Below are 12,890 nucleotides of genomic sequence, written 5' to 3' on the forward strand. Positions count from 1 at the left end.
CCAACTCTCCAATAACGCAGTGTATTGCGGTATTGCGAGTGCAAATATAGAACGCTTTTTCGTTTTTCCAAACTCTGAAATCAATTATTTTTAAAATAATTTTTAACAAAATGATTCTCAATAGAATATTTTTTATTCTTTTTTTTGAAAATAGTCATTTATATCTTTGTTGTAATTAATTTTAGTCATGATTAGAAGAATTGAAGAAGTAGATTTTGCGAGATTGAGAGACATTTGGGAAAGTTCGGTTAGTAACACACACCATTTTTTAGCAGAAGAAGATTTTGAATATTATAGAGAAAATTTACCTAATTATTTTCCGCATGTAGCCTTATTTGGTTACGAAATCGGAAATCAATTGGTAGGATTTGTAGGTGTTGCAGCACAAAATCTTGAAATGTTATTTATTCACAATGATTTTCGAAGAAAAGGAGTAGGGAAGGCTTTGTTGGATTTTTCTATTCAGGAATTGAATGTGAAATCGGTTGATGTGAATGAACAAAATCAGCAAGCGATTGATTTTTATTTAAGCCAAGGTTTTAAGGTTACTTCTCGTTCTGAAAAAGATAACGAGGGAAAAGCTTATCCTATTTTGCATTTGAGTTTATAATTTCGGGAGAGAAGCTTAACTTTGTCGCATATTTTTTAGCCATGCATTCATTAACAGAATTATCATCAACTCAAAAGAATCGCATTCGATTCGCTGTTTCACTCTTCTTTTTTTCGCAAGGTTTAGCTTTTTCGTCTTGGGCAAGTCGCATTCCGACGATTAAATCAGATTTAGGAATTTCAGAAGGTCAATTGGGAACATTACTTTTATTGATGCCAATTGGGCAATTGTGTACAATGGCACTTTCAGGAAAATTAGTCGCGAAATTTGGAAGTAAAAATGTCTTACGAATTGTCGTTTTAATTTATCCTTTAATACTTTGTTGTATAGGTTTGGCTCAAAATTTTTATCAATTAGGTGCTGTCTTATTTTTCTTTGGAGTAATAGGAAACATGTGCAATATTTCGGTGAATACGCAAGGAGTTGAAGTCGAAAAAATATATGGAAAATCGATTATGTCCTCTTTTCATGGTGCGTGGAGTATAGCTGGTTTTACAGGTGCTTTGATTGGTTTATTGATGATGAATTTGCATGTGAATACATTTTATCATTTTGTATTTATTTATGGCTTAATTATTTTGAGCTGGTTCATTAATAAAAAATATTTAGTCGATTCTACACCAGCTCCAGCGAAGGAAAAGAAATCTATTTTTTCAAAACCAGATACTGTTTTGGTTCAACTAGGAATTATAGGTTTTTTGAGCATGGCAACAGAAGGTGCGATGTTCGATTGGAGTGGTGTTTATTTCCAAGATATCGTAAAAGCACCTCAAAATTTGGTTGTCGTTGGTTATGCTTCTTTTATGGTAATGATGGCAACAGGACGTTTCGTTGGTGATTATTTTATCAGTAAATATGGAAAACAACGCGTGATGCAAATTAGTGGAATTTTGATGTTTTCTGGTTTGATGCTTTCAGTATTTTTTCCTCAATTTATTGTGTGTACAATTGCATTTATGATGGTTGGATTGGGTGTTGCGTGTAATGTTCCGACAGTTTATAGTGTAGCGGGAAAAAACAAAAATGTAAATCCAGGCGTTGCATTGGCAATGGTTTCGAGTATCTCTTTTTTAGGATTTTTAATGGGACCACCACTGATTGGTTATATTGCTGAAGCTTTTGATTTGAGATATTCTTATGCGTTATTTGCTTGCTTTGGATTGATTATGGTTTTTATGGTTGGTAGAATGAAAATCTTTAAAAACATTAATAACTAATTTATAGCTTTTCAAAAAAAAAGTAATGATTAACTTGTAAGAAGTATACATAATTATAAATTTGCCTTTTTAATTATTATGAAACAAATATGTTTCGAATTTTAGTAAACAATAAGTTTTTTAACGTAATCCTTTCAATATCGTACACATTAGCTATTATAGCATTATTGGTAATGTTTGGATTTGGATTTCCTGTTGAGTATAAACTTTATATAAACATTTTTTTTATCATTCTACTATCTGTCGGAATTTTAAGAACAATACTTAAATATGTTTATTTTAAAGAAAAAATTATTCCGCGAGTCATCATTTTTGATATAGTAAGTATACTATTTATTCTTTATTGCATTAAAATGCAAATAACCGATTATAGTTGGTTTTTTGTCAGCAAATATTTGCAATTTGCTATTGTTTTAAAATTAGTAAGAGAAATTGCTACACCTAACCTTAATTTCAAACGTTCTGTAATTACTCCTCCCCAATTATTTATTTTCAGTTTTTTTATTTTAGTTTTTGGAGGAGCTTGTTTACTTATGTTGCCAAAAGCAACATATCATCCAATTTCTTTTCTAGACGCACTATTTACAGCGACGAGCGCAGTTTGTGTAACAGGATTAACTTCTGTTGATACTTATATAACTTATACGCCTGTTGGTCATTTTATTTTAATGTTATTAATACAAGCAGGAGGTTTAGGTATTTTGACATTTGCTGGATATATTGCTTATTTTTTCAAAGGAAATAGTTCTTATGAGAATCAAATAGCATTAGGAAGTATTGCAAACAACGATTCTTTGAGTGAAGTTTTTTCTTTTGTAAAAAGGATTATCTATTTAACTTTTGGTATCGAATTCGTAGGAGCTGTATTAATTTATATTTCAATTGCACCTTATAATATTAGTATTGTTGACAAATTATTTTTTAGTATTTTTCATTCAGTTTCGGCTTTTTGTAATGCAGGTTTTTCTACATTGCCAAATGGATTAATGAACAAAGGTTTTGTTCACAATTATGGATTTCAATCTGTTCTAATCACATTGATATTCTTAGGAGGAATAGGTTTTCCTATCTTGATTAATATTCTACGTTATACAGATTATTTAATCAGAAAATTAATTTCAAAAATTCTCCATAATAAAAATAATCGTAAGAATTGGGTTTTTACATTAAGTTCTAAAGTTAATTTAATCACCTCATTAACAATACTAATTATTTCTACAATCATATTATTCTTCGAAGAATATTATTCTACATTAGGACAACATCAAGGTTTCGGAAAGTTTATTTCAGCTTTATTTATCGCCATAACGCCTCGTACAGCAGGTTTTAATAATATAGATTTTTCTCACTTACAATTCTCTTCCATACTTTTGGTTATTTTGTTAATGTGGATTGGTGCTTCACCAGCATCAACAGGAGGAGGAATTAAAACGAGTACTTTTGCAATTGCAATTCTTAATTTTATTAATATTGCACGCGGAAAAAATAAAATCGAAATTTACAAAAGAGAATTAAGCCCTATCAATGTACAAAAAGCTTTTGCTACAATGACCTTATCTTTTTTAGTCATTGGAATAGGAATATTTTTAATAACAAAATTTGATAATCATTTACATCTTATTGATGTTGCATTCGAAGCTTTTTCAGCTTATTCTACTGTTGGTTTATCATTAAATTTAACACCTACATTATCAGATCCAAGTAAAATTGTTGTCATTACAATGATGTTTATTGGTCGTGTTTCAATGATTACAATTTTGATGGCTTTTTTTAAGAAAACTGTTTCATCTAATTATCGTTATCCATCAGATGATATTTTAATTTAAAAGAAAATTATGAAAATAATAATTATAGGTTTAGGAAATTTCGGCGCGGCGCTTGGTAAGAAAATGGTAAAGCTTGGTCACGAAATTATCGGTGTTGACAATAATATTCAACGTGTTGAAGCTTTGAAAGATAAGTTATCCTATACCATTTGTTTAGATGCAACAGATGAATTATCAATTAATAAATTACCACTAAATAATACAGATATTGTAATTGTAAGTATTGGGGAAAATGAAGGTGCCAATATTATGGCTACTGCTATTTTTAAAAATAAAAATGTAAAACGTTTGATTAGTCGTTCTATCAATTCTTTACACGAAAATGTTTTGCAAGCAATTGGAGTTACAGAAATTATTCGACCCGAAGCTGAATCTGCAGAACGTTGGACAAAAAAACTAAATGTGAAAGGAGTTGTAGATTCTTTTGAATTAAACAAAGAGTTTAGCATTATAGAGGTTGTAACACCAAATGAATTGGTTGGAAAAACATTTGATGAAATCCAATTCAAAAAGCAACATAATATTTTGGTAATGACAATTATTAAAAACAAAGAAGAAGCTAGTTTTTTAGGTCAATATAAAATTGTTCCAGAAGTACAAGGTTTTCCTACATCAAATACAGTAATTACAAAAGATGATGTATTGGTAATCTATGGAGCAAATCAAGAAATTTATAAATTCTTAAAGAAATTTAATATTCAATAATCTTATTCTTAAACTCTAATACATGTGGTTTATGGAATTTTAAGTAAAAAATAATTCCCATAAAATAACAGACAACATCTAATATATCTGCTGTATAATTCGAAGAAAATTTTGGCATAATAAATTCTAATAAAAGACTCAAAACAAAAGCAGTAATTACCAAATAACTTGTTGGATAAACATAAACTTGATTGTTGTATTTAATTTTCGAAATGATATAACTTCCTAAGTGCGTCATAGCAGGTACCGCAAAAATATCAGTTAAATAATGGTTGAGATACTCAATTTCTATGGAATAAATTCGGGTAAGTTTGATAAAAATCCAACTCAGAATATAAAAACTAAAATAAGTATCAAACAATTTCATTTTTTAGACAACAACAAGTATTATTAACACACAAAAAGCCCCAAGAATCATCAAAAATAGGAAGAAAGCATCGTCTATTAATTTTTGAGAGGCACTTCGTTTATCTTTTTTTTCTTTCATATGCTAACTTTGTGACAAAAGTATTTAATTCATCTCGAATTGCATAAGATGAATGTCATTGTAAAGTTTTTAAAATTGGATAGATTGAATCTTTAAAATATTTTCATAACTTTAAAACAGTAAATGATTGATAATGAAAATACTTTTATTCTTTCTTTTTCCAATTGCTCTTTTTGCGCAAGAAGTTGCTCAGAATGATAATCTTAAAAATAAATTGTTGATGAATTTTGCTCAACAATCTGGTTATTTTGATTTTAAGTATTCGCAAGATTTATCGCTTGAAAAGAATAATGAATTAATCTTGGATAATGTGAAGAATTATATTAATCAGCCAACAAGTATTTCTCCTTTAAAACCTGTTGTAGAAAGAATTTCTTACGAATATGATGATTCAAAAACATACGGACAAAACTTATTTAGAAGTACTGTACACGAATTGTTTTTTAGTAAACCACTGAAATTAGGTAAATAAAAAAAGCCCAATCCTTGAATTGAGCTTTAAAATACTATAAAAATATATAAAAATTCTGAGCTTAGAATTTTATATCCTCTGTTGTTGCGATTAAATCTTGAATTGTTTCGCGACGACGAATTAAATAATCTTTGTCGTCAATTAACAAGACTTCCGCAGGTTTGAAACGCGAATTGTAATTCGAAGCCATCGAGAAACAATATGCTCCTGCATTGTGGAAACACAACACATCTCCTTCGCTAATTTCATTTATTTTACGATTCGATCCAAACGTATCTGTTTCACAAATATATCCCACAACTGTGTAATAACGGCTACGACCTTCTGGATTTGAAATATTTTCAATTTCGTGATGAGCACTATAAAACATTGGACGAATTAAATGGTTGAAACCTGTATCAATTCCTGCAAAAACAGTAGAAGTTGTTTGTTTCACAACATTTACAGTTGCTAAGAAAGATCCTGCTTCAGAAACCATATATTTTCCTGGCTCGAACATTAATGTCAAAGGTTTTCCGTACGCTTTTTCGAACTCATTGAAACGAGCTGATAAACGCTCTCCTAAATATTCAATATCTGTTTCGTCTGCGCCTGGATAGTAAGGAACTTTAAATCCTGATCCAAAATCGATGTAAGATAAATTCTTGAATTCTGCTGCAACTTCAAATAAAATTTCAGCTCCTTGTAAGAAAACATCAATATCTAAAATATCAGAACCTGTATGCATGTGAACACCATCCAAATGTAAACCTGTATTTTCTACAACACGTTTGATATGTGGTAATTGGTGAATAGAAATTCCGAATTTTGAATCAATATGTCCAACCGAAATATTTGCATTTCCACCTGCCATAATATGTGGATTAATACGCACACAAACTGGATATTTAGGAAAATCTTGACCAAATGTTTCTAAAACAGAAAGGTTATCGATATTGATGCGAACACCTAAATCAATTGCTTTTTTAATTTCAGCATACGAAACACCATTTGGCGTATAAATGATTTCTTTAGGCTTGAAACCCGCCATTAATCCCAATTCTACTTCTTGAATAGAAACCGTATCCAATCCTGAACCAAGTGATTTGAAATACTTTAAAAGATTAAGATTTGTGTTCGCCTTACATGCATAATTTAACTTTAAACGTTTGACTGTAGAAAATGCATTTGTCATCTTTTCATATTGCGATCTAATTTTGTTCGCATCATATACATACAAGGGCGCACCATATTTTTGCACCAATTCCAATAGACGTTCTCTATTCAGTTCCATTTTGTTTATTTTTTTGTTTAAAGTTAAATTTCAGTTGCCAAAATTACGGAATACAAATGGTTTTCTGAAGATAATTCAGAATAAACTTATTATAAATCAATAATTTCGAATATTGTTTAAAGATTTAAAAAATATTTCGAATATTATTCGGTAATAAATGTTTTAATCCCTCCACCATTCTTTGAAGTGAAAGACAGAATCGTTCAAATTTAGTGGTTCACCAATCATAGGCGTCAAAATATCGAGCTTATTTTGCTTACCATTCTCTATAATTTTTTCCAAAGGTTCGTCCCAAGCATGTTTTGCCAAAGCAAATTTTGCAGCATGTACAGGAATAATATGTTTAGCTTTTAAATCGGTAATGATCGCAGGTAAATCTGTTGGTAAAGCATGAATGTATTTCCAAGCATCGTTGTATTGTCCATTTTCTAGAATCGCAAAATCAAACGGACCATATTTTTCTCCAATTTCTTTGAAATGCGTATCATAACCGCTATCACCACCTAAAAATATTTTTTGCGTAGGTGTTTCCAATACATAAGAAGTCCAAAGTGTTGTATTTCGTTTAAATTTTCTACCAGAAAAATGACGAGCTGGTGTAAAAGTAATTTTTAAGTTATTTTTTAATGAAACGCTTGTGTTCCATTCTTCTTCGATTAATTGTTCTGGTAGATAATTCCACTTCTCGAAATGTGCGCCAACTCCAAGCGGAAGAATCACTTTCTCCACTTTTGGACGTAATTCTTTCACTGTTTCATAATCCAAGTGATCGTAATGATCGTGTGAAATAACCAAATAATCAATCTTTGGGAAATCTTTTGCGTGATACGTATTTGCTCCTTTAAATGCTTTATTGAAAATTGGTAAAGGCGAACCGTAATCACTAAAAACAGGATCGATTAGGAAATTAACACCATCCAATTGAATATAATAAGACGAATGTCCCAACCAAATAAATACATTTTCAGATTTATCAATAGATTTGATATCCGTCTGAATATGCGGAATAGAATCTTTCGGATTGAGTTTTGGATTTTTCGCACCAAAGAAAAAATCCCACATCACTTTTTTGGTATCAAAACCTTCTGCAAATGCAGGTGTGTGATGAATATTTTGAAATTGTCCATTTTTATACAACTTCGATTGTTTCATTCGTTCCAATCGTTTTCCAGTTGCATCAGCACCAAAAGTATCCATTTGTAGAATAGCGAAGGTTGCAATTACAAGAATTACAATCAAACTTAATAGGAAGTAAAGCATTCGTTTAAAAACTTTTCGTTTATTGATTTTTTTCATTAATGATCAAATGTATAAAATTCTTGGATTGCTTTTGAAATAATATATCTTAAGTAAACTGTAACATTTGTAACTTTCATTTTAATTTTGATTTACCAACTTTGTACACGTTTTAGAAAAAATACAAAATGGAATTTATCTTACAACCTTGGCCATGGTATATTGGCGGACCAATAATCGCAATTGTAATGCTTTTATTGATTTATTTCGGAAAAAGTTTTGGATTTTCATCAAATTTCAGAACTATTTGTTCAGCTTTGGGAGGAGGAAAATCATGTGATTTTTTCTCGTTTGATTGGAAAGCTCAAAAATGGAATTTATTATTCTTAGTTGGCGCAGTAATAGGAGGTTTTGTTTCGATACATTTTTTATCAGATAATCAAATACCTGAAATTTCAGAAGCTACAATTGCAAAATTGAATGCAATGGGATTTGAAAGTGCAGGAAAAGCATATTCTCCAACCGAAATTTTCGAAACGATGTCTGTAAAAAATATTGCTTTATTATTTGTTGGTGGATTATTAATTGGTTTTGGAACGCGCTATGCAGGAGGTTGTACATCTGGACATGCGATTTCGGGTTTAAGTGATTTGCAATTACCTTCATTAATCGCTGTTATCGGCTTTTTTATCGGTGGACTTTTGATGGTTCACGTTTTGTTTCCTTTAATTTTTTAATCGCATGAGAAGTTTAGTTTATATCATATTAGGTGTTATCTTTGGTGTAACCATGTACAAGGCAGAAACAGCCTCTTGGTTCCGCATTTTCGAAATGTTCAATTTTCAATCTTTCCACATGTACGGATTTATCGGTTCGGCTTTGGTTGTCGGTTTGATTGGAATACAATGGATGAAAAAGAAGGAAGCAAAAGATATCGATGGTGAAAAAATTGTGATTCAGCCCAAAACAAAATCAATAGCTCGTTATTTGATCGGAGGAATTTTCTTCGGGTTAGGTTGGGCGTTGGTTGGCGCTTGTCCTGGACCAATATTTGTACTATTAGGCGCAGGAGTTTATCCAATTTTAATTACAATTGTAGGTGCATTAATCGGTACATTTCTTTACGGAAAAATTAGAAACAAAATCCCACATTAAACATGATAAAAGAGAAAATAGAAGCAACTTATCCATATCAATTTGAAGATGAATTATTGAATGAAATTGATGAATTAGGATCTTTGGTTGATTTCAAAGCGAATGATGTAATGATTGATTTGAACCAATTTATCAAAGGAATGCCAATTCTTTTGAGTGGTGCAATCAAGATTATGCGCGAAGATTTTGATGAAGGAGAACTATTGTTGTATTTTCTCGAAAAAGGTGATACATGTGCCATGACGATGGCTTGTTGTTTAGGTGATAAACAGAGTAAAATACGTGCTGTTGCTGAAACTGATGGAGAATTGGTGATGATTCCGATTGTAAAAATGGACGAATGGTTGGCAAAATATCCATCGTGGAGACGTTTCATTTTTGATAGTTACAATAATAGAATGGAGGAAATGTTGGTAGCAATTGACAATTTAGCTTTCAATGATATGAACGAACGTTTGAAAAAATATCTGTTGGATGTCGCAAGTATCAACAAAGGCAAAGTTGTGGTAAAAACGCATCAAGAAATCGCTTACGAGCTCAATACTTCTCGTGTTGTTATTTCTCGTTTGTTGAAAGCGTTAGAAAAAGAAGGTTTTCTTCAACTAAACCGAAACGAAATCACGATTAAGTAAGAAATTATTTAAAAAAATATATACAAAGGAAGCTCAGTTTTTGAGCTTCCTTTTTTTATTTGAAACAACTTATAGTAGAAAATTTTTCTAAAAATAATCTCATTTGTAACAAATGTTACAATCTATTTTGATACGGTCAATTACTTTTGTTTTTGTATTTCATAAAACAAATGATTGCCCGTATAGTTTATTTTGGATTGTTGCTATTTACTTTTTTTCCTTTTGTAGAGTCGTCTGTGGCGTTACTTTTAGGGATTGGTTATGGTTTAATTTTTCAGAATGAATTTGGGGAAATTTCAAAGCGATATTCAAAGAAATTATTGAATATTGCAATCATTAGTTTAGGGTTAGGTTTGAATCTTTACGAGGCAGTTTCGGTAAGTAAAGATGGATTTTTTCTCACTTTTATTTCTGTATTAAGTGTTTTTACATTAGGAATTGTATTTTACCGATTATTAAAAATCAACAATAATACATCGCTGTTGATAACTTCGGGAACTGCTATTTGTGGAGGAAGCGCTATAGCTACAATATCTTCGGTTTTACAACCAAAAGCCAATCAAATTACTATTGCTATGGCAGTTGTGTTTGTGTTGAATGCGATTGCGTTAATGGTTTTTCCGTTTATTGGACATTATTTTAAGTTATCGCAATATTAATTTGGTTTGTGGTCGGCAATTGCAATTCATGATACAAGTTCTGTTGTCGGTGCTGCTAAACAATATGGTGAACAAGCTTTGGAAGTTGCAACAACTGTAAAATTGAGCCGAACATTATGGATTTTTCCATTGGCCTTATTAATTGGTTATTTCAACAAAAAAGAGAAATCTTCTTACAAATTTCCTTATTTTATTATTGGTTTTATTGCAACAATGCTTATCGCTACTTATTTTCCTCAGGACGAAAAGTTTATCATATTTCACAAGGAATTTCGAAACAATTAATGGTTGTTGCTTTATTTAAGATTGGCTCGTTGATTAACTTACAATCCATCAAACAAGCAGGTTTTAAAACCTTATCATACGGAATCTTACTTTGGATTTTTATCTCCATTTTATCTTTGGTTTTGAATTATTTTTAAAATCTTTATTCTCTCTATTTTAAGTCTGTAACATTGGTTACTGTCGATTGTTTTTTAGCAACTTAACTTTGCTTCAACAAATTAGAAAAGGTTAAACCATAAAAATATTATCATATGTTTTTTCAACACATTTTTGAAAAGTCATTTGCACATTCAAGTTACCTTGTAGGTTGTCAAGCAAAAGGAGAAGCAATTGTAATTGATCCAAAAAGAGATATTGATACATACTTAAAAATAGCAGAAGAAAATAAGCTGAAAATTACGCATATTGTCGAAACACATATTCATGCTGATTATCTTTCTGGTAGCCAAGAGTTGGCTTATGTAACAGGTGCGAAGATGTATTTGTCTGATGAAGGCGGAGAAGATTGGCAATACGATTTTGAACATGTCGGATTAAAAAATGGCAATAAAATAGAAGTTGGAAATCTAATTTTTGAGGTGATGTATACACCAGGTCATACGCCAGAAAGTATTAGTTTTTTGTTGACAGATACGCCTGCGACGAAAGAACCAGTTATGATTTTTACTGGAGATTTTGTTTTTGTAGGAGATATTGGTCGTCCAGATTTATTAGAAGCAGCAGCTGGATTAATTGGTACTAAAGAAGTAGGAGCGAAGCAGATGTTTGAATCGTTGAAAAAATTTCAAGCATTACCAGATTATCTACAAGTTTGGCCCGCACATGGAGCAGGTTCTGCTTGTGGAAAAGCTTTGGGAGCTGTAGCAAGTACGACGGTTGGTTATGAGAAAATCAGAAATTGGGCGTTGCAATTTGATTCGAATGAAAAAGGTTTCGTTGATTATTTATTGGCAGATCAACCCGAAGCGCCAGCTTATTTTGCAATGATGAAAAAGCTGAATAAAACAAAACGTCCTTTATTGATTGAAGTTCCGAAATGGGCTAAATTAACATATATCGAATTTGAAAAAGCGAAAGATTTTGGAATGAAAGTGATTGATGCGCGTATCAAAACAGATTTTTCTCAATTCCATTTACCAGGAACATTAAATATTCAAAACAATAAAACGTTCAATACATGGATGGGTTGGATGGTTAATTATCAAGAACCAATTGTGTTGATTGTAGAAGAGGATGAAGTAGAAGAAATGACGCGAAAATTGATGCGAATTGGTTTGGATAATGTCTATGGTTATATTACTCCAACAGATATGTTGAGTAATTTTAGTTACTTACAATCTTCTATTTTAATCGACGCAGAAACAATTGAAAATTACATTGGAAATGATGAGGTTCAGATTTTAGATGTTAGAGGAGAAGTAGAATTTAAAGAAGGTCATATTGAAGGAGCGAAGCATATTTTTGTCGGTTATTTACCAAAAAGATACAATGAATTAGATCCAACTAAAAAAATTGCTTTGCATTGTCAAGCTGGAGATCGAGCAACGATTGCACAAAGTTTTTTGGAATCGAAAGGTTTTGAAGTTGAAAATTATAGTGGAGGAATTGCTGACTGGAAATTGAATCAAAAACCATTAGTTAAATAATATGTTTTTCAAAAGGATTTTAAAAATGTTGACATCAAATTCGAATGTAGAGAACTATCTACAAGAAGGTGCTTTATTGTTGGATGTTCGTACAAAAGCGGAGTTTTTGGCGGGACATCATGCAGGTGCGGTGAATATTCCGTTGCAAGAATTAGAAGTAAGATTAAAGGAATTACCAAGCAAAAAAATTGTAACAGTTTGTAGAAGTGGAGCTCGTAGTGCGCAAGCAGCAACAATTTTAAATAAAAATGGATTTGAAGCAATAAACGGCGGTCCTTGGCAAACAATAAAATAAGTGTAATAATATCTAAATTTTAAAATGGATTTATTGGATAAAATACAAGGAAATAATTTTTATTTGATTGATTTTTATGCAAATTGGTGTGCTCCATGTCAGTTACAACTTCAGTTTTTAGAAAATTTGAAAGAAAAATTTTCTGATAATGTAGAAATTATAAAAATAGATGTAGATAAAGAGAAAGTAAGTACTATTCAATTTGATGCAATGTATCAAGTAAATGGTGTACCAACTTTGATGCTTTTTCATCAAGGAAAGCTACTTTGGAAACATTATGGAGTAAAGTTTGAAGATGATTTACAGGAAATTGTAAAACAATTTTTGATATAAAAAAAGACAGTAGCTGCTTAATGATTCTTCTTAGAATCAAGTGCAACTACTGTCAAATT

General features: G+C 31.0%; 14 protein-coding genes and 1 pseudogene. 12 read left to right on the plus strand and 3 right to left on the minus strand.

What is annotated here, in order from left to right; genetic code table 11:
- Nucleotides 1-187 precede the first annotated feature (187 nt).
- From B3M86_RS08805 to B3M86_RS08820, 4 genes are all read left to right on the plus strand, one after another.
- Nucleotides 188-610, plus strand: a complete 423-nt coding sequence (locus B3M86_RS08805) for a GNAT family N-acetyltransferase (RefSeq protein WP_180906030.1) — start codon at nucleotides 188-190, stop codon at nucleotides 608-610.
- A gap of 41 nt (nucleotides 611-651) precedes the next feature.
- Nucleotides 652-1,827, plus strand: coding sequence for an MFS transporter (locus tag B3M86_RS08810; protein ID WP_291047169.1), 1,176 nt, complete (start codon nucleotides 652-654; stop codon nucleotides 1,825-1,827).
- Nucleotides 1,828-2,180: 353 nt separating this feature from the next.
- Nucleotides 2,181-3,653, plus strand: a complete 1,473-nt coding sequence (locus B3M86_RS08815; protein ID WP_244958011.1) for a TrkH family potassium uptake protein — start codon at nucleotides 2,181-2,183, stop codon at nucleotides 3,651-3,653.
- 9 nt (nucleotides 3,654-3,662) lie between these two features.
- On the plus strand, nucleotides 3,663-4,358 hold the full coding sequence (locus B3M86_RS08820) for a potassium channel family protein (protein ID WP_135836030.1): 696 nt from the start codon (nucleotides 3,663-3,665) through the stop codon (nucleotides 4,356-4,358).
- On the opposite strand, the gene B3M86_RS08825 is transcribed toward B3M86_RS08820, so the two are convergent.
- The gene (locus B3M86_RS08825; RefSeq protein WP_180906033.1) at nucleotides 4,345-4,725 is read right to left on the minus strand and encodes a hypothetical protein; all 381 of its coding nucleotides are present in this window, start codon (nucleotides 4,723-4,725) and stop codon (nucleotides 4,345-4,347) included. The two genes, B3M86_RS08820 and B3M86_RS08825, sit on opposite strands and share 14 nt — an antisense overlap.
- A 253-nt stretch (nucleotides 4,726-4,978) precedes the next feature.
- On the opposite strand from B3M86_RS08825, the gene B3M86_RS08830 reads away from it, so the two are divergent.
- Entirely contained in the window at nucleotides 4,979-5,317 is a 339-nt protein-coding gene (locus tag B3M86_RS08830) for a hypothetical protein (protein WP_180906034.1), read from the plus strand.
- A 61-nt stretch (nucleotides 5,318-5,378) separates the two neighbouring features.
- Here the strand turns inward: B3M86_RS08830 and lysA are convergent, their stop codons facing one another.
- Both lysA and B3M86_RS08840 read right to left on the minus strand, forming a co-directional pair.
- On the minus strand, nucleotides 5,379-6,590 hold the full coding sequence (gene lysA / locus B3M86_RS08835) for a diaminopimelate decarboxylase (RefSeq protein ID WP_180906035.1): 1,212 nt from the start codon (nucleotides 6,588-6,590) through the stop codon (nucleotides 5,379-5,381).
- A 162-nt stretch (nucleotides 6,591-6,752) separates the two neighbouring features.
- Nucleotides 6,753-7,886: an MBL fold metallo-hydrolase gene (locus B3M86_RS08840; protein WP_180906036.1), complete on the minus strand. Its 1,134-nt coding sequence runs from the start codon at nucleotides 7,884-7,886 to the stop codon at nucleotides 6,753-6,755.
- A 128-nt stretch (nucleotides 7,887-8,014) separates the two neighbouring features.
- Between B3M86_RS08840 and B3M86_RS08845 the strand changes: the two genes are divergently transcribed.
- From B3M86_RS08845 to B3M86_RS08875, 7 genes and pseudogenes are all read left to right on the plus strand, one after another.
- Nucleotides 8,015-8,563, plus strand: coding sequence for a YeeE/YedE family protein (locus tag B3M86_RS08845; RefSeq protein ID WP_114999312.1), 549 nt, complete (start codon nucleotides 8,015-8,017; stop codon nucleotides 8,561-8,563).
- 4 nt (nucleotides 8,564-8,567) lie between these two features.
- Nucleotides 8,568-8,981: a YeeE/YedE family protein gene (locus B3M86_RS08850; RefSeq protein WP_135836085.1), complete on the plus strand. Its 414-nt coding sequence runs from the start codon at nucleotides 8,568-8,570 to the stop codon at nucleotides 8,979-8,981.
- A gap of 2 nt (nucleotides 8,982-8,983) precedes the next feature.
- A complete protein-coding gene (locus B3M86_RS08855) occupies nucleotides 8,984-9,613 on the plus strand; it encodes a Crp/Fnr family transcriptional regulator (RefSeq protein ID WP_291066400.1) in 630 nt (209 codons plus the stop codon).
- A gap of 170 nt (nucleotides 9,614-9,783) precedes the next feature.
- Nucleotides 9,784-10,557, plus strand: a pseudogene (locus B3M86_RS08860) (YeiH family protein).
- A gap of 251 nt (nucleotides 10,558-10,808) precedes the next feature.
- Complete coding sequence (locus tag B3M86_RS08865) at nucleotides 10,809-12,203, plus strand: MBL fold metallo-hydrolase (protein WP_291076734.1); 1,395 nt, start codon at nucleotides 10,809-10,811, stop codon at nucleotides 12,201-12,203.
- A gap of 25 nt (nucleotides 12,204-12,228) precedes the next feature.
- Entirely contained in the window at nucleotides 12,229-12,498 is a 270-nt protein-coding gene (locus B3M86_RS08870; protein WP_280062497.1) for a rhodanese-like domain-containing protein, read from the plus strand.
- A 24-nt stretch (nucleotides 12,499-12,522) separates the two neighbouring features.
- Nucleotides 12,523-12,831 (plus strand): thioredoxin family protein, encoded by a 309-nt coding sequence (locus B3M86_RS08875; protein ID WP_291069845.1) that lies wholly within the window; start codon nucleotides 12,523-12,525, stop codon nucleotides 12,829-12,831.
- Nucleotides 12,832-12,890: the final 59 nt, after the last annotated feature.

Source organism: Empedobacter sp. UBA6305, assembly GCF_002440405.1.
Classification (GTDB): domain Bacteria; phylum Bacteroidota; class Bacteroidia; order Flavobacteriales; family Weeksellaceae; genus Empedobacter; species Empedobacter falsenii_B.